The following is a 16,706-nucleotide window of genomic DNA, read 5'->3' on the forward strand; positions in this document are numbered from 1 at the left end:
TCGATACGATGAGCGGCATGGCGGTGACCGATACGGCGATCCAGAAGATCAAGGAGATGATCGTCTCCGGCGCGCTCGCGCCGGGCGACCGCCTCCCACCCGAGAAGGAGCTGAGCGAATCGCTCGGTCTCTCGCGCAGCTCGCTGCGCGAAGCGGTCAAGGCCCTCGAAGTCATCCGCGTGCTCGACGTGCGCCGCGGCGACGGAACGTACGTCACGAGCCTCGCCCCGCGCGAACTGCTCGAAGCGATGTCGTTCGTCGTCGACCTGCACGATCGCGACGTCATCCTCGAGATCTTCGGTGTGCGCCGCATCCTCGAATCGTCGGCCTCGGGTCTCGCTGCTCAGCACGCGACCGACGCCGACCGGGCTGCGCTGCACGAACTGCTCGACTCCGTCGATGTCGACGGCGAGATCACGAGCCTCGTCGAGCACGATCTCGCGTTCCACTCCCGCATCGCCGCATCGACGGGCAACGGCTACCTCGCCGGCCTCCTCGACTCGATGTCGAGTCAGACGGTGCGCGCTCGCATCTGGCGCGGCATCACCGAGGAGAACGCCGTCGATCGCACCCTGCGCGAGCACCGTGCGATCCTCGCCGCGATCGATGCGGGCGACGCGGCGCTCGCCGAAGCGCTCACGGTCTCACACGTCGCCGGCATCGAGAGCTGGCTGCGGAACGCCGGCTGACGCGTCAGCCGTTCCAGCGGACGATGCCCTTCCGCAGGATGAGGTTGCCGTAGGAGCGGGGCTCACCCGTGCGGATGACGAGTTGGGCGGCGTTCGCCCGCTCGTAGAACGCGAAGCGCTCGAGCTCACCGACACGATCGGGCGCGACGGCCGCGGCCGCGATGAGTTCGTGCTGCACGTCGGGTCGCTCGGCGTCCTCCGACGTCATGAGCAGCACCGATTCGGCTTCGTAGTCGTCGGGCGGGATGACGCTGCGAATCGCCTTCGTGACGCGCGGCGAGTCGATGAGGGGGAGTTCGATCACGGGAACGCCGATGCTGTGGGCGGGATAGTTCGCGTCGGCGATGACGAGTTCGTCGCCGTGGCCGAGCCGATCGAGCTCGTCGAGCAGGCGGCCGGTGAGGATCGGGTCGATTCCGGTGAGCACGGGAGTTCCTTCCAGAGAGGCGTCGTTGCGTCACGTCGATCATGCCGGGTTGCAGAGCGAGACGCGAGGCGCGCGACAAACATCAGATGTCTGTAGAGTATCGGCGAGGACGGCGAGACGCCGACTCCTCGTGCGCGATCGAGAGGACACACGCATGCGTTTCGCCCGACTGGGGCCCGTCGGCCACGAGATCCCCGTCGTCGTCGACGGTGACGTCGCCTACGACATCCGTTCCGTCACCGCCGACATCGACGGCGACTTCCTCGCCTCCGGCGGGGCGGCGCGAGCGGCTGCAGCGCTCGCCGCAGGGTCTCTCCCCGTGCTCGACGACGCGGCGACGCTCCGCCGCGGTGCGCCCATCGCGCGTCCGTCGGCCGTGTACTGCATCGGCATGAACTACGCGGCGCACGCCGCCGAGTCGGGATCGCTGCCGCCGGAGAACCCCGTGCTCTTCCTCAAGCCGCCGAACACCGTCGTCGGCCCCGACGATGTCGTCGTCATTCCGCGCGGCAGTGAGAAGACCGACTGGGAGGTCGAGCTCGGCATCGTCATCGGGTCGCGCGCGAGCTACCTCGACTCGCCCGAGGAAGCCCTCACGCACATCGCCGGCTTCGTCGTCGCCAACGACCTCTCCGAGCGGGAGTGGCAGATCAGCATCTCCGGCGGGCAGTGGTCGAAGGGCAAGGCGGCCCCCGGCTTCACGCCCACCGGGCCGTGGCTCGTCACGCCCGACGAGGTCGACCACGGCGCACTGCGCCTGCGCAGCAGCGTCAACGGCGAACCCCGTCAGGACTCGTCGACCGCCGACCTCATCTTCTCGGTCGAGACGATCATCTGGCACTTGAGCCAGTACCTCGCCCTCGAGCCCGGCGACCTCGTGCTGACCGGCACTCCCGAGGGCGTCGCGCTCTCGGGCCGGTTCCCGTACCTGGGTGCCGGCGACGTCGTCGAGATCGAGATCGACGGACTGGGGCGTCAGCGCCAAGACGTCGTCGCGTTCGAGGGAGCGCGCTCGTGAGCGCGTCGCTCGAGGGCCTCGTCGCGGTCGTCACCGGGGGAGCATCCGGCATCGGCGCGGCCGTGACCCGCCGCCTGCGCGACGGGGGAGCGCGCGTCGCCGTGTTCGACCTCGCGCCCGAGCACGCGGAAGCCGACCTCGCCGTCGCCGTCGACATCGCGGATGACGCGAGCGTGCGTCGCGGCATCGATGCCGTCATCGCCGAGTTCGGACGCCTCGACATCGTCGTCAACAACGCCGGCATCGGTGCCCAGGGCGCCGTGACCGACAACTCCGACGACGAGTGGCACCGCGTGCTCGACATCAACGTCGTCGGCATCGCACGCGTCTCGCGAGCTGCGCTGCCGCACCTGCGACTCTCGCCGTCGGCGGCGATCGTCAACACGTCGTCGATCGCGGCGACCGCCGGGTTGCAGCAGCGCGCCCTCTACTCCGCGAGCAAGGGCGCCGTGCTCGCGCTCACCCGCGCCATGGCTGCCGATCACCTGGGCGAGGGCGTGCGCGTGAACGCCGTGAGCCCGGGAACCGCCGACACCCCCTGGATCGGACGTCTGCTCGAGAAGGCCGAGGATCCCGCCGCGGAGCGAGCCGCCCTCGAGGCGCGCCAGCCCCACGGTCGCCTCGTCGACCCCGACGAGATCGCCGAAGCCGTGGCGTACCTCGTGAGCCCGGCCTCCGGCTCGACGACGGGCATCTCGCTCGCCGTCGACGGTGGAATGCACGAGCTGCGCCTGCGTCCCCGCGGCTGACGCGCGCGTCATCCGCCTTCTCGAACATCCGACGTGTGTGCCCCGCGCCACTCACCTTCGCCTACATCCCCTCGCCTGGCTGTCCCTCGCTCATCTGGCTCGTGGGAGTGCCGCTTGCGTGAGGGAGTGCCGCGCGAGATGCACTCCTGCGCGAGAACGGCACTCTGGCGTCGGGACCAGCGACGGATGACGCGGCGCGGCGCATCGCGGAAGCGTGAGCGCCACGAGTCAGCACCCGCGCCCGGATACACGAAAGCGGGGGCGGCCGATGGCCACCCCCGCTCGTACGTGAATCGCTGTTACGCGGAGACGCGGATGTTCGATGCCTGCAGGCCCTTGGGGCCCTGAGTCACGTCGAACTCGACACGCTGGTTCTCCTCGAGTGAGCGGTAGCCTCCCGTGGTGATCGCGCTGTAGTGCGCGAAGAGGTCGGCCGAGCCGTCCTCCGGTGCGATGAAGCCGAAGCCCTTGTCGGCGTTGAACCACTTGACGGTTCCAGTAGCCATGTTCTTTTCCTACTTACTGTTATTCGTGTGGTCGGCCTGAGCCGACCCGACGTCGACGACCAACTAGTCGGCGACGGTTTCGCCCCGCGCGAAGCGGTGCGAAGAGTGGGGATGACGCGAGTGTGCGTCATCCGCCCCGGTTAGACCCGCCGGAAGCGGTTCACCATGGGGCAGTCGAAGGGATCGCGAGCGGCGAGGCCGACGCGGTTGAGATAACGGATGACGATTCCATAAGACTGGACGAGTGTGGTCTCCGTATAGGGCACTTCCAGTGTACGGCAATGTTCCCGCACGATCTCACGGGCCTTGGCGAGGTGCGGCCGCGGCATGCTCGGGAAGAGGTGGTGCTCGACCTGGTAGTTGAGTCCGCCCATGAGCGTCGTGGCCCACCAGCCGCCGGAGATGTTGCGCGACGTGAGCACCTGCTTCGAGAAGAAGTCGAGCTTCGCGTCGGCCGGGATGATCGGCATGCCCTTGTGGTTCGGCGCGAACGAGGCGCCCATGTAGACACCGAACACGGCGAGCTGGACGCCGATGAAGGCGAACGCCATACCGAGGGGCAGCACCCAGAAGATGACGCCGAAGTAGATGGCGAATCGCACGGCGATGAGGCTGAGCTCGAGGCCGCGGCCGTCGATGCGGCGCTTCGCGAAGAGGGTGCGCACGCTCGTGACGTGGAGGTTCAGGCCCTCGAGGAGAAGGAGGGGGAAGAAGAGGTAGCCCTGGCGGCGCGTGATCCAGGCGATGACGCCCTTCTGCTTCGCGGCCGACTCCTCCGTGAACGAGATCGTGTCGAAGTCGATGTCCGGGTCTTTGCCGACCTTGTTGGGGTTCGCGTGGTGACGCGTGTGCTTCGTCATCCACCAGGCGTAGCTGATGCCGACGACTCCGGCGGCGAGGATGCGGCCGAGGCGATCGTTCGCCGGGCCCGACTCGAGCACCGCGCGATGCGAGGCTTCGTGCGTGATGAACGCGATCTGCGTGAAGATGAGGCCGAGCGCGCCGGCGATGAGCAGCTGGAACCACGAGTCACCGAGAAGGATGAAGCCCGTGATCGCACCGCCGAGGGCGACGACGAGCGCTCCCATGACGATCGCGTAGAACCATCGAGCACGACCGAGCATGCCGCTCTCGCGAACGACCTGCGAGAGCTGCGAATAGGTCTGCGTGACATTCGGGGCTCCGGTGCGCGCCTTTGTGGAGCGAACGGGACCGAGGATGGGTACGACGGACGAGGGGCCAGCGGAACCGGCGAGAGGTGAAGAAATGAGGAGTCCGGCCTGTTATCGACTTCCCAGCCGGTGTCTCACGGGCGTCTGCCCGCTGAATGATGGTGCGAACGTATCGCCCGCGGGTGGGAAGCGCCTGTGAGGTGAGCGGCGCGTCGTCATCGCGCGCAATCTGCCGACGTCAGAGCGGAGTGCGGAGCCCCGCCGACAGCGCGGTGTGGTGCTCGAAGACGAGATTCGTCTCGGTGAGGGCGACGGCCGGGTTGGCCGAGAGGTTGTCGAGCACGAAGCGCCGCACGTGGTCGGCGTCGCGCACGCGGACGTGGATGAGAAAGTCCTCCGCGCCGCCGAGGAAGAAGAGCTGGGCGACCTCCGGCTGCTGACGCAGCTCGTCGGAGATTTGCCCCATGAGGTGCCGCGCACCCGGGCGGATGCGCACGCTCACGAGCGCCTGCAGCGAGAAGCCGAGTGCGCGGGGGTCGATCTCCGCGGTGTAGCGGATGATGATTCCGCGTTCGCGGAGCGACCGCACGCGAGCGAGACAGGATGACGGCGAGAGACCGACCGCGCTCGCGAGCTCGACGTTCGAGATGCGGGCGTTCTCGTGCAGCCGGGCGATGATGTCGCGGTCGATGTCGTCGAGGACCGCGGGAGTCGTGAACTGCGGTGACTCGCTCATCTCGGGCCCATCTGCCTCATGAAGCGGCACGATGGGTGCCGCTCACCGAATTATATGCGGTAGGTCTTCCGTATCGACGCATGAATCGTCACGCTTGAAGGATTGCCCGCACGATCGGAGTCGACCATGCACATCGGTGTTCCCGCTGAGACCAAGAACAATGAGTTCCGCGTCGCCCTCACTCCCGCCGGGGCACACGCCCTCGCCGAGCGCGGCCACACCGTCAGCGTCCAGTCGGGTGCGGGCGTCGGAGCGGGATACGCCGACAGCGACTACCTCGCCGCCGGCGCGAGCATCGTCGATTCGGCCGACGAGGCGTGGGCGGCCGCCCTCGTGCTCAAGGTCAAGGAGCCCATCGCGGCCGAGTACGGTTTCCTCCGGCCCGACCTCGTGCTCTTCACATACCTGCACCTCGCCGCCGACGAGGCCCTGACCCGTGCGCTCCTCGCCGCGGGCACGACGTCGATCGCCTACGAGACCGTGCAGCTCTCCGACCAAAGCCTCCCTCTCCTCACCCCCATGAGCGAGGTCGCCGGGCGTCTCGCCCCGCAGGAGGGCGCCGCCCACCTGCACGCGAGCCGCGGCGGTCGCGGCATCATGCTCTCGGGCGTTCCAGGCACCGCGAAGGCGAAGGTCGTGGTCATCGGCGGCGGTGTCGCCGGTGAGCAGGCCGCCTACATCGCGCACGGTCTCGGCGCCGACGTCACCGTCCTCGACCTCTCTCTGCCGCGACTGCGCGAGATCGACGCCCGCTACGGCGGCGCGATCCGCACCCTCGCGTCGTCGCCGTACGAGATCGCGCGTCAGCTCGTCGACGCCGACCTCGTCATCGGCGCCGTGCTCGTGCCGGGCGCGGCAGCCCCGAAGGTCGTCACCGACTCGATGGTCGCGGGCATGAAGAAGGGCAGCGTGCTCGTCGACATCGCGATCGACCAGGGCGGATGCTTCGAGGGCTCGCGCCCCACGACCCACGCCGACCCCACGTTCCGCGTGCACGACTCCATTTACTACTGCGTCGCCAATATGCCCGGTGCCGTGCCCGCGACATCCACCCCCGCCCTCACCAACGCGACCCTTCCCTATGCGCTCGCGATCGCCGATCGCGGCGTCGATGCGGCACTCGCGGGCGACCCCGCACTCGCGAACGGACTGAGCACGCGCGGCGGCCGGCTCACGAATGCATCCGTGGCCGCGGCGCACGGAATCGAGTTCACCGCGCCGTGATGTACGCAATACCGGCGATGCTGCACGGATTCGGGACGTCCGAGTCTTAGGGTGTCGGTGTGTGGCGGCTTGACAGAAGAGACGACGACGCGTCGGAACACGAGGGCGATGCGCTCAGCGCACCCGTTTTCGCGTCGCCGACGGGATCAGCCCATTCCGTGAGCGTGGGCGACGCGACGGTCGCGACGGGGGATGTGACCGATTCGGCCTGGACGCGCTGGAGCAGTGAACTCGCCGCTCTCGGCGGCCGATCGCCGTTGTTGCGCTTCGACGACTCGCCGCGCACGCGCATCGAACTCTCGACCACCCACCCCGGCGGTCTTCCCCAGTTCATCACGGGCAAGTCGACGCTGCTGTCGAGCCTCATCCGCGACGAGCTCGCGCTGCGGAACGCACGTCTCGCGGCCGCGCAGATCACGCACAAGGGCACCGAGCTGCGATCCGTGCGTGGCATCGAATCGGTCAACCTCGCGATCGGTCTCGCCAAGTGGCGCCTCGATGGTCAGGACTACCTCGCGCCCGTGCTCCTGCGCCCGCTCGCGATCCGCCGCTACGGCCGCGACTTCGAGCTGAAGCTCAAGGGCCAGCCCTACCTCAACCCCGCACTCGCCCGTGCTCTGCGCGAGCAGTTCAAGATCACCCTCGACGCCGACGCGTTCGTCGCGCTCGCGATCACCAACGGCGTCTTCAAGCCGCAGCCCGTGATCGATCGCCTCCGCGGCCTCACATCTCACCTCGCGTGGTTCAGCGTCGCCCCGCGTCTCGTCGTCTCGTCGTTCGCCGAGGTCGGCCCGGCGATGGCGGCGGATGCCGCGCGTGCGCCGTCTGCAGCAGGCCGGGCCTCCGACCACCTCATCGTCTCCGCCGTCGCCGGCAACCCCGCGTCGCGTGCGGCCGTCGAGGGCGCGTACGAACCCGTGACCGTGACGCCGCAGGACCAGCGTCCGCCCGCGACCGACTCCTTCCTCCTCGACGCCGACCCCGAGCAGGAAGCGGTGATCGCCCAGATCGCCGCCGGCTCGTCGATCGTCGTCAAGACGCTGCCCGGCACGGGCGGCACGCAGACGATCGTCAACGCGATCGGGTCGCTCGTCGGCCAGCACAAGCGCGTGCTCGTCGTCGGTGCCCGTCGGTCGAGCCTCGACGGCATCGCTCACCGCCTCGGTCAGATCGGACTCGGCGGCGCGGCCGTCACGACGTCGACCCTGCGCCGCGATCTCATCTCGTCGATCTCGCGCAACGAGAAGGCGAAGAAGCCGCACGCCGCCGACATCGACGACGCGCTCGTGCGCCTCCGCAAGGTGCTGCTCGACTACCGCGTCGCGCTCACGCGTCGCGACCCGGCGCTCGGCGTCTCGGCTCTCGACGCGCTCGCCGAACTCGCTCGACTCGCCCTCCTTCCCGAGCCGCCCGCGACGACGGCCCGCCTCGACCGCGGATCGCTCGAGGCGATCGCCGACGACCGCCCCGGTGCCGCCCGCCAGCTCGTGCGCGCCGCGGCTCTCGGCGAGTTCCGCTACGGCCCCGGCGACTCGCCCTGGTACGGCGCAGCCTTCAGTTCGACGGCGGATGCCACGCGCGCCCACGACCTCGCGAAGCGACTGAACTCCGTCGAGATCCCGCGCCTGCTCGACCGGGCGAACGCCCTCATCGGTCAGACGAAGCTCCGCCCGTTCGAGTCGATCGCCGAGCTCGGCGTCTTCCTCCGCCTCCTCCTCGACGTGCGCGAGACGCTCGACAAGTTCCAGCCCTCGGTCTACGACCGCCCGCTCGGCGAACTCATCTCCGCGACGTCGTCGCGCCGTGATTCGCCCGGCATGACGGGTGCCAACCGTCGTCGTCTGCGGAAGCTCGCGTTCGAGTTCCTCCGACCCGGCGTGCACGTCACCGACATGAACGCCGCGCTCCGCCGCATCCAGCAGCAGCGCACCCTGTGGCAGCGCTACTCCGAGGCCGGCGCGATCCCAGCGGTGCCCGTCGGCATCGCCGACGTCCACGTCGCGTACCAGAAGGTCGCCGACGACCTCGCTGTGCTCGACCAGCCGCTCGGTGTGTCGTCGACTCCGCGTCAGCTCGCGTCGCGCCCCATCCGCGACCTCATCTACACGATGTCGGGTCTCGCGGCCGAGTCCGAGGTGCTCGCGAACCTGCAGGAACGCACCGCCGTGCTGTCGGAGCTCCGCACCCTCAAGCTCGATCCGCTGCTCGTCGACCTGTCGCAGCGTCACGTTCCCGAGCAGGGCGTCGCCGCCGAGCTCGAGCTCGCGTGGTGGCAGTCCGTACTCGAGCTCATGCTCGCGGGCGACAAGGCCCTGCTCAGCGCGAACACGACGGTCCTCGACCGCCTCGAGGCCGACTTCCGACTGGTCGACGAAGCGCACGCCGCGGCCGCCGGGGGAGTGCTCGCCTGGCTCCTCGCCGAGTCGTGGAAGATCGGCGTCGTCGACTGGCCCGAGGAGGCCGACCAGCTGCGCCGTCTGCTGCGCGGCGATCGCGCCACTCCGCGCGCCCTCAATGACGCGGCCCCGCACCTCTTCCGCGCGCTCGCGCCCGTCTGGCTCGCGTCGCCCTACGAGGTGCCGGCGGTCGACGACTCGATCGCGTTCGACACCGTCATCCTCGTGGATGCCGGTGCGACGACGTTCGCCGAGAACCTGGGTGCCATCCGCCGCGCGAAGCAGGTCGTCGCGTTCGGCGACCCCGTGACGCAGACGCCGACCGACTTCGAGACCGGCATCGTCGACGCCGAGACCCCCGCTTCGCGCGAGAACCTCGACGCGCTGCACGCCGACTCGGCGCTCGCGCGCCTCGGCGAACTGCTGCCGACACTGACCCTCACGCGCAGCTACCGCGCGGGCGGCGAAGACCTCGCCGAGCTCGTCAACCGTCGTTTCTACGGTGGTCGTATCGACTCGCTCCCGTGGGCCGGCAGCTTCCTCGGCCACGGCAGCCTGAACCTGCACTACGTCAACGGCAACGGCCTGCCCGACCCCGTCACGGGCGCGGTCGAGAGTGTCGACGCCGAGGTCGGCAAGGTCGTCGAGCTCGTGATGGAGCACGCCGTCAAGCGCCCGCGCGAGTCGCTCATGGTCATCACCGCGAGCGCGCGTCACGCGGCACGCGTGCACCAGTCGGTGCTCGCGGCGTTCGCGAAGCGCACCGACCTGTCGGACTTCATCCTGAAGGACCGCGCCGAGCCGTTCACCGTGCTCACCCTCGAGCAGGCCGTCGCGCAGAGCCGCGACCGCGTCATCTTCTCGATCGGCTACGGCCGTACGCCCCACGGCCGACTGCTGAGCGACTTCGGTTCGCTCGGCGAGCCGGGCGGCGACCGCCTCCTCGCGGTCGGGATGACGCGTGCGCGGCGATCGATGGACATCGTGTCGTGCTTCCACGCCGACGACATCGACGAAGAGCGTCAAGCGCACGGCGTCGTCGCACTCGCCAACGTGCTCTCGCAGACCGAAGCGCGCGCGGCCGAGCCCACGGGCACCGAGACGCCCGAGCCGATGCTCGTCGATCTGGCGGCGCGACTCGAAGCCCGCGGCATCCGTGTCACGCTCGGGTACCGTGGCAAGCTCCCGCTCGCTGCGGCGTTCGCGGGCAAGGCCGTCGTCGTCGAGACCGACGCGAGCATCGGCAACGGAAGCCTGCGCGAGTCGCTGCGGCTCCGGCCCGAGGTGCTTCGCCGGCTCGGATGGCACTACCTGCGCGTGCACAGCTTCGAACTGTTCGCGGCTCCCGATGCCGTGGCCGACCGCGTGGCATCCGTTCTCGGCGCCGAGCGTCGCCTGCCGGCGCAGACGGCGTCGACCGGCGCGCACCGCTGACCCGCGCGTAGTCTGGCCGTATGTCTCCCGATCCCGAACGTCAGCGCGTCGAGCGCGCGTCGTCCGGGCGTCGGGCGCGGCTCACGCCCGTCGAGGGCAGCGATCCGAGCCCCGAGGCGCCCGTGCGCGACGAGACGCCGGCGGGCCCTGCGCCCGCTCCGAGCGGCAACGACGATCGGCTGCGCCGGGAGCGCCCACCGCACTGGTGAGCGCCCCGGGCGTCAGCTGGGGTCGACGTGCTTCGCCGGTGCGGCGGAACGCTGCTCGGTGAGCAGGTCGCGGATCTGACCGAGGAGCACGAGCTCGGTCTCGGCGTCGGGCTCTTCGGGAGCAGGCTCGCCGCGCTTGAGCTTCGCCTCGGCGCGCTCCTTGATCGTGTTGACGGGCAGCACGAAGACGAAGTAGACGACGGCCGCGATGATGAGGAAGTTGAGCACGGCGCCGATGACGGCTCCGAATTCCAGCGTCGCGCTCGTGCCCGGAATGGTCCACTTCATGGCGTCGTCGAGGCTGTCCGCCTTGAAGATCGCACCGATGAGCGGATTGATGACCGAGTTGACCACGACGTTGACGACCGCCGTGAACGCCGCGCCGATGACGACAGCGACCGCGAGGTCGATGACGTTGCCCCGCATGATGAACTCTTTGAAGCCCTTGAGCATCGTCGGCTCCTTCCCTCGGGACTGCCGCCCGATCAGTTGGTCTTCGTCACGCTACTGGAACTCGACGCGCTCTTCGAGGGTGTCGAGCCGGATCCCGACGAGGAGCTGCTGCTTGATCCCGATCCGCTGCTCGACCCGGAATCGGACGAGCCCGAACCGGATGACGTCGTCGATGCACCGGACGACGTGCTCGCGGCATCCGTCGACGAGGAGGTCGATCGCGAATCGGTGCGGTAGAAGCCCGACCCGTTGAAGGTCACGCCGATCGCCGAGAAGACCTTGCGGAGCTTGCCGCCGCAGACGTCGCAGACGGTGAGACTGTCGTCGCTGAAGGCCTGGTGGATGTCGAAGGCGTTGTCGCACTCGGTGCAGCGGTAGGAATAGGTAGGCACGGCGGCTTTCGGGTCAGAAATCGATGATGCGCGTGGGGGTCACGACGCCGTTCACGGGTTGGTCGTGGACCTCGCGGGGTACCTCGTCGAGGAATTCGCCGTCGAACACGATCGCGTACACCGGAGGACATCTTTCCATCGAACCGAGGGTCTTGTCGAAGTAGCCGCGCCCCCAGCCGAGCCGCATGCCGCTCGCGTCGATCGCGGCTGCGGGAACGAGGATCAGATCGACGTCGTTGATGGCGATGGGGCCGAGCAGTTCGCCCACCGCTTCGGGCACTCCGTAGACGCTCGAGGTCTCGCTTCGACCCTCGCCGACGGTCCAGTCGAGCAGTCCGTCGTCGCGCGTAATGGGGAAAAGTACTCTAATTCCGCTACGTTCGGCCCATTCGAGGAACGGGCGCACATTCGGTTCGTTCGTGCCCGAGAGGTAGCACGAGATGGAACGGGCGGAAAGCTCTGTGACCAGGGATTCCAGGTTCTCGGTGAACCCGGCCGTGGCCTTCTCGCGTTCGAGGGAGGACAGGTTTCGACGTCGCTCCCTGAGCTCGGCGCGCAGTGCGCGCTTCTGGAGCTCGGGCTCGGAAGACATGCGGTCCATCCTAGTAACCGGGCGGACACGTAGTGCCGCTAGCCTATGCGTATGACCCAGCGCATCACGAAGGCCGTTATCCCTGCAGCCGGTCTCGGCACGCGATTCTTGCCCGCGACGAAGGCCATGCCGAAGGAGATGCTGCCGGTCGTCGACAAGCCGGCCATCCAGTACGTCGTCGAGGAGGCGGTCGCCGCCGGGCTCTCCGACGTGCTGATGATCCTCGGCCGCAACAAGAACGCTCTGTCCAACCACTTCGACCGCGTCACCGAGCTCGAGCAGACCCTCACCGCCAAGGGCGACCAGGCGAAGCTGCAGCGCGTCATGGAGTCGAGCGAGCTCGCCGACGTGCACTTCGTGCGCCAGGGCGACCCCAAGGGCCTCGGCCACGCCGTTCTTCGCGCTCGCAGCCACGTCGGCAACGAGCCCTTCGCCGTCCTCCTTGGTGACGACCTGATCGACGCGCGCGACCCGCTGCTGTCGCGCATGCTCGAAGAGTTCGAGAACCGCAACGCCACGATCATCGCCCTGCTCGAGGTCGACCCCGAGTCGATCCACCTCTACGGTGCCGCCGCGATCGAGGCCACCGATAACGACGACGTCGTTCGTGTCACGGGTCTCGTCGAGAAGCCGAGCGCCGATGTCGCTCCGTCGAACCTCGCCGTCATCGGCCGCTACGTGCTGCGCCCCGAGGTCTTCGGAATCCTCGAGAACACGCCCCCCGGCAAGGGCGGCGAGATCCAGCTCACCGACGCGCTCGAGACCATGGCCGCGGATGTCGAGGGCACGGGCGGCGTCTACGGCGTCGTGTTCCGCGGGCGGCGCTACGACACCGGTGACAAGGGCGACTACATCAAGGCCGTCATCCAGCTCGCCGTGGAGCGCGACGACCTCGGCCCTGAGCTGAAGCCTTGGCTGAAGCAGTTCGTCGCCGGTCTGGACTGATCCGTTGGCGACGGTGCCGGTTCCCGTGCTGAGAGACGGACCCGTCGTTCTTCGGCCCATCCGAGTGCGCGACGCGCGTGCTCTCGAGCAGGAGCTCATCGAGGGTCGATCGTGGCTGCGGCCGTGGGAAGCGACGAATCCCCACGGGCCGGGTCGCTTCGACACGCGCGCGAGCATCCGCAACCTGCTCGCGCACGCGCGGTCGGGTCACGCACTTCCCTTCCTCATCGAGTACGAGGGCCAGCTCGCGGGGCAGTTGAACGTCTCGTCGATCACCTACGGCTCGCTGTCGTCGGCGACGATCGGCTACTGGGTGTCGCAGCGCTTCGCGGGGCTCGGCATCACGCCGACAGCCGTGGCCCTCGCGACCGACCACTGCTTCGAGGGTCTCGGCCTCCACCGCATGGAGATCTGCATCCGACCCGAGAACGGCCCGTCGCTGCGCGTGGTCGAGAAGCTCGGGTTCCGCTACGAGGGCCTCCGCCGCCGCTACATCCACATCAACAATGACTGGCGCGACCACTTCTGCTTCGCGCTCGTGCATGAAGAGGTGCGCGAGGGCGTGCTCTCGCGCTGGCGCGCGGGCCGGGTGTCGCCCGATGCTGCTCGCGTGCACGACGCCGACCTCGCTGCGGCATCACGACCGCTCGACATCGAGCGCTAGTTCGGACACGCCCGCCGTTCTGCGGAGCGGTGCGCGCTCGAACTCCTACCGTTGACCCATGGACGCGATGGGTGGGGGAGTGCTGGTGCTCGTCGCCGCTGCACTCTGGATCGTCTACCTCCTGCCGATGTGGCTCAATCGCCACCAGTACGACGCCCACGAGCGCAACGCCGTGCGTCTGCAGCAGACGCTCCGCATCCTCGCCGAGACGGCTGAGACGCCCGAGGCCGTGCGCCTCGAAGCGAACGCCCGCACCGTCGCCGCCCAGCAGCGCATCCTGCGTGAGCGCGAAGAGGTCGAGCGCCTCGAGGCCGAAGCCGCCGCGGCCCTCGCCGCCGCCGAGCGACGTCAGGCCGCCGAGGCCGCCGCTCGCGCGAAGAAGATCGCGGATGCCGCGGGCCGGTCGAGCTCGATCAGGAAGCGCCGCGCACTGACATCCCTCGGTCTTCTGCTCTCGCTGCTCGTCACGATCGGCGGAGTCATCGCGGGAGCGTTCGGTGCGGGCTGGATCATCGCCGGTGCCGGACTCGTCGGTGTGAGTGCCGCGTTCGTGACGCTCTCGACCCTCGCTCGTGCGGCTCGCCGCCGGGCGCCGCTGCCCGTCGCCGCGCCCGTCGCGCCGGTGCAGGAGCAGGGCGCGTTCGAGCCTGTCGAGTGGGAGGAGAGCGAGACCGTCGCTCGCGAGTGGACGCCGCGCCCCCTGCCGAAGCCCTTGCACCTCTCGCGCGGAACGATCGCCGCGAGCGCCATGGCCTCCATCGACGCCGCGGCCGAACTGCGGAAGGCCGCCGCTCTCGCCGAGCTCGAGCGCCGCGCCGCCGAGGCCCTCCCGGCCACCGTGCGCCGTCTCACGCCTGCTCCCGTCGAAGAGACTCCTGCCGCGCAGGCTCCCGTTGCCGAGGCCCCGAGTCGTTTCGCGAGCATGGGCATCATCGATGATTCGGCCGCTCCGTCGCTCGATCTCGACGCAGCCCTCCGTCGTCGCCGCCTCGCCGGCTGAGCCTTTCTCGCTGATTGGCGAACTGTGCTGGGCGGGTGATATCGTTGTGCACCTTGGGCCTATGGCGCAGTTGGTAGCGCGCCTCGTTCGCATCGAGGAGGTCAGGAGTTCGAATCTCCTTAGGTCCACCAAAAGAGCATTACTAGAATTACCGTCCAGGCAGATGCCATGGAGAAGTGCACTACATAACGCTTCATCACTAAGCAGAGAGAGACCGCCTTCCGAGGCGGTCTCTTTTCTTAGTGGCGAGTGGCGCCTCCGTTCGCGGGACGCGACGTCCTCCGATGCATCGGTGCTGCTACACCGCGTCGTCGGTGCACGGAGGGCTCTCGCTAATGAGATGCCGTCGGCCTTGGATAGGGTTTACGTAACGACACAGTGCCTAAAGGAGGAGCAGACCGTGGCCCTTCCTCTCATACCGCTGGTCATTGTGGTTGGCAGTGCAGCGGCCGCTACTGGCGGTGTGGTTGTCGGAGCCGTCGGCGGTGCGCAGATCCGACTCGCCCGGGTAAAGATCAACGCCCACGCGGCGCGCTACGAGAAGCGACACGGCATCCACTTGATTGAGGTGGAGAGAACGAACGCCGCGCTTCGAGCCTTCGGGCAAGTCCAAGAAGCCGCCCAACGTGGAGTCATCTTTCGCATGCGCGATTTCCTCGAGCGTCATGCCAAGCAAGTTCGCGCTCACGAGCACCTCATCTTGGACGGCGTCGATGGATCGAACACTCGTGTCGTTGGATTGGCCAAGTTGGATCCTGATGTTGCGGGATGGGTTCGTGGCGTCGTCGGCTCAGTGATCGCAGGCGGGGCGACACCTGTCGCGATGCGGGCAGCGGCAACAAACTTCGCAAAGGCCAGCACCGGGACCGCGATTAAGGCTCTTTCAGGAGCGGCGGCGCAGAACGCGACGTTGGCATTCCTCGGCGGCGGAAGTCTTGTCTCGGGCGGTGGCGGCGTGAAACTGGGCGGCAAGATGCTCAACGTCGCGATGATCGGGCCGAGCATCCTGGTGCTCGGCGTGACCGTCAAGACCCAAGGAACCAAGGCGCGAACCGAGGCCGTCAAACACCACACGGAGGTCGACGTCGCGGTCGCGGAGTTGGACGCGAGAGACCAGATCCTCGCGGGTGTGCAGTCGCGTGCCCGAGAGCTGCAGGACATCCTTCTCCGATTGAGCTCACAAGCGACCGATGCGCTCAACATCCTGGAGTCGGAGACATACGACAACGAACTGCATGCCGGGCGACTGCAAACGGCGCTCATCCTCGTCAAGTCGGTTCGCGATGTCGCCACTGCGTCAATCGCCGATGAAGACGGCCAACTAGACGAGGACGCTGAGCGACTATTCTTCAAATATCGAGATACGACAAGTGAATCGAAGGCGGCGGCTGATGTCTGACTCGAAGAACGTGATCAAGAGCACGCCGATGCCCGCGAAAGCAACCGAGGTGATTGTCGGCGTAGTGGGCAAGATTAGCCCTGCGGATGCGTTCGGTGCGCTGACCCAGATCGTTAGCGTGGTGCGTGAGTCGATTGAGATTCATGAGACTGAGAGCACCAAACGCGAGAAGCTGGTCACCTACCGGGAGACCGAGGTTGCCCGGATCAAGGCGTCTGAGCGAATCTTGCGTGAGTATTTTGATCGAGTGTTCGACGAGCGCAAAGTGACTAACAAGCGACTTTTTGACAGCCTCGATCTCGCTCTGCAATCCGGTGACGTAGCCGCCTTGCAGGCAGTTGTCGGCGGAATCGTTGACGTCGCGCGCACCTCTCCGATGGCGGGAATCGGCGAACTCAGGCGAGCGATGGATGACCCAAACGCTGTCTTCGAGTTCTAGCGCTCAAGCTCGCCGCGCCCGCTTGATGCACGCGATCACGGCCATCTTCGGCGGCTCCGCCCAGAAGTGCAGAAGCCTCCGGCACCACCGGAGGCTCGCGCGGACGGGGCAATCAGGCAACGGAAGAAGCCTGAACAGCGACAGTCGCCTCCGGGATCGAGACCTCACGAGTTCTCTCCCGGAGCGGCTGTCGCTCTCACTACCTCCACCCACCATTCCTGCTCGTTGCTGCGGCGCGGCTCTCAAGGAGAACCACCTGGTT

At 68.0% G+C, this 16,706-nt stretch carries 18 protein-coding genes, 1 tRNA gene and 1 pseudogene; 13 read left to right on the forward strand and 7 right to left on the reverse strand.

Annotated features, from left to right (window positions below):
* Window positions 1-17: 17 nt before the first annotated feature.
* The gene (locus BJ972_RS16135; RefSeq protein WP_129175704.1) at window positions 18-689 is read left to right on the forward strand and encodes a FadR/GntR family transcriptional regulator; all 672 of its coding nucleotides are present in this window, start codon (window positions 18-20) and stop codon (window positions 687-689) included.
* A gap of 4 nt (window positions 690-693) precedes the next feature.
* Here the strand turns inward: BJ972_RS16135 and BJ972_RS16140 are convergent, their stop codons facing one another.
* Window positions 694-1,116 carry an RbsD/FucU family protein gene (locus BJ972_RS16140; RefSeq protein WP_129175706.1) on the reverse strand — a complete coding sequence of 141 codons (423 nt, stop codon included), beginning with the start codon at window positions 1,114-1,116 and terminating at the stop codon, window positions 694-696.
* A 154-nt stretch (window positions 1,117-1,270) separates the two neighbouring features.
* Between BJ972_RS16140 and BJ972_RS16145 the strand changes: the two genes are divergently transcribed.
* Together BJ972_RS16145 and BJ972_RS16150 are read left to right on the forward strand one after the other, a co-directional pair.
* Complete coding sequence (locus tag BJ972_RS16145) at window positions 1,271-2,134, forward strand: fumarylacetoacetate hydrolase family protein (RefSeq protein ID WP_129175708.1); 864 nt, start codon at window positions 1,271-1,273, stop codon at window positions 2,132-2,134.
* Window positions 2,131-2,883, forward strand: coding sequence for an SDR family NAD(P)-dependent oxidoreductase (locus BJ972_RS16150; RefSeq protein ID WP_129175710.1), 753 nt, complete (start codon window positions 2,131-2,133; stop codon window positions 2,881-2,883). Before BJ972_RS16145 ends, BJ972_RS16150 begins: the two co-directional genes overlap by 4 nt.
* Window positions 2,884-3,182: 299 nt before the next feature.
* Here BJ972_RS16150 and BJ972_RS16155 read toward each other — a convergent pair whose 3' ends face one another.
* The 3 genes from BJ972_RS16155 to BJ972_RS16165 all read right to left on the reverse strand — a co-directional run bounded on the left by BJ972_RS16155 (window position 3,183) and on the right by BJ972_RS16165 (window position 5,297).
* Entirely contained in the window at window positions 3,183-3,389 is a 207-nt protein-coding gene (locus BJ972_RS16155) for a cold-shock protein (RefSeq protein ID WP_129175712.1), read from the reverse strand.
* A gap of 140 nt (window positions 3,390-3,529) precedes the next feature.
* On the reverse strand, window positions 3,530-4,657 hold the full coding sequence (locus BJ972_RS16160) for a fatty acid desaturase family protein (RefSeq protein WP_129175714.1): 1,128 nt from the start codon (window positions 4,655-4,657) through the stop codon (window positions 3,530-3,532).
* A gap of 142 nt (window positions 4,658-4,799) precedes the next feature.
* Window positions 4,800-5,297, reverse strand: a complete 498-nt coding sequence (locus BJ972_RS16165) for an Lrp/AsnC family transcriptional regulator (protein WP_129175716.1) — start codon at window positions 5,295-5,297, stop codon at window positions 4,800-4,802.
* A 126-nt stretch (window positions 5,298-5,423) separates the two neighbouring features.
* Between BJ972_RS16165 and ald the strand changes: the two genes are divergently transcribed.
* Genes ald through BJ972_RS16180 form a run of 3 tightly spaced genes read left to right on the forward strand, consistent with a single transcriptional unit; the run spans window position 5,424 to window position 10,560 of the window.
* A complete protein-coding gene (gene ald / locus BJ972_RS16170; RefSeq protein WP_129175718.1) occupies window positions 5,424-6,521 on the forward strand; it encodes an alanine dehydrogenase in 1,098 nt (365 codons plus the stop codon).
* Between the two features lie 59 nt (window positions 6,522-6,580).
* Window positions 6,581-10,351, forward strand: coding sequence for an AAA family ATPase (locus BJ972_RS16175; RefSeq protein ID WP_129175720.1), 3,771 nt, complete (start codon window positions 6,581-6,583; stop codon window positions 10,349-10,351).
* Window positions 10,352-10,371: 20 nt separating this feature from the next.
* Window positions 10,372-10,560, forward strand: a complete 189-nt coding sequence (locus BJ972_RS16180) for a hypothetical protein (protein ID WP_129175722.1) — start codon at window positions 10,372-10,374, stop codon at window positions 10,558-10,560.
* 12 nt (window positions 10,561-10,572) lie between these two features.
* Here BJ972_RS16180 and mscL read toward each other — a convergent pair whose 3' ends face one another.
* Window positions 10,573-11,013, reverse strand: a complete 441-nt coding sequence (gene mscL / locus BJ972_RS16185) for a large conductance mechanosensitive channel protein MscL (protein ID WP_129175724.1) — start codon at window positions 11,011-11,013, stop codon at window positions 10,573-10,575.
* 36 nt (window positions 11,014-11,049) lie between these two features.
* On the opposite strand from mscL, the gene BJ972_RS17605 reads away from it, so the two are divergent.
* Window positions 11,050-11,250: a hypothetical protein gene (locus BJ972_RS17605; protein WP_306457514.1), complete on the forward strand. Its 201-nt coding sequence runs from the start codon at window positions 11,050-11,052 to the stop codon at window positions 11,248-11,250.
* Between the two features lie 14 nt (window positions 11,251-11,264).
* Here the strand turns inward: BJ972_RS17605 and BJ972_RS17610 are convergent.
* Both BJ972_RS17610 and BJ972_RS16195 read right to left on the reverse strand, forming a co-directional pair.
* Window positions 11,265-11,405: pseudogene (locus BJ972_RS17610) on the reverse strand (FmdB family zinc ribbon protein); the annotation flags it as partial.
* A 13-nt stretch (window positions 11,406-11,418) separates the two neighbouring features.
* Complete coding sequence (locus tag BJ972_RS16195; RefSeq protein ID WP_129175728.1) at window positions 11,419-11,997, reverse strand: 5-formyltetrahydrofolate cyclo-ligase; 579 nt, start codon at window positions 11,995-11,997, stop codon at window positions 11,419-11,421.
* A gap of 51 nt (window positions 11,998-12,048) precedes the next feature.
* On the opposite strand from BJ972_RS16195, the gene galU reads away from it, so the two are divergent.
* The 6 genes from galU (at window position 12,049) to BJ972_RS16225 (ending at window position 16,444) form a co-directional block, all read left to right on the forward strand.
* A complete protein-coding gene (gene galU / locus BJ972_RS16200) occupies window positions 12,049-12,942 on the forward strand; it encodes a UTP--glucose-1-phosphate uridylyltransferase GalU (protein ID WP_129175730.1) in 894 nt (297 codons plus the stop codon).
* Between the two features lie 4 nt (window positions 12,943-12,946).
* Window positions 12,947-13,606, forward strand: a complete 660-nt coding sequence (locus tag BJ972_RS16205; protein WP_257022756.1) for a GNAT family N-acetyltransferase — start codon at window positions 12,947-12,949, stop codon at window positions 13,604-13,606.
* Between the two features lie 58 nt (window positions 13,607-13,664).
* Window positions 13,665-14,606 carry a hypothetical protein gene (locus BJ972_RS16210; protein WP_129175732.1) on the forward strand — a complete coding sequence of 314 codons (942 nt, stop codon included), beginning with the start codon at window positions 13,665-13,667 and terminating at the stop codon, window positions 14,604-14,606.
* Window positions 14,607-14,661: 55 nt separating this feature from the next.
* Window positions 14,662-14,737, forward strand: a tRNA-Ala gene (locus BJ972_RS16215).
* Window positions 14,738-15,006: 269 nt separating this feature from the next.
* Window positions 15,007-16,005, forward strand: a complete 999-nt coding sequence (locus BJ972_RS16220) for a hypothetical protein (protein WP_129175734.1) — start codon at window positions 15,007-15,009, stop codon at window positions 16,003-16,005.
* Window positions 15,998-16,444 carry a hypothetical protein gene (locus BJ972_RS16225; RefSeq protein ID WP_206736524.1) on the forward strand — a complete coding sequence of 149 codons (447 nt, stop codon included), beginning with the start codon at window positions 15,998-16,000 and terminating at the stop codon, window positions 16,442-16,444. Before BJ972_RS16220 ends, BJ972_RS16225 begins: the two co-directional genes overlap by 8 nt.
* Window positions 16,445-16,706: the final 262 nt, after the last annotated feature.

This window comes from Agromyces atrinae, assembly GCF_013407835.1.
GTDB lineage: Bacteria > Actinomycetota > Actinomycetes > Actinomycetales > Microbacteriaceae > Agromyces > Agromyces atrinae.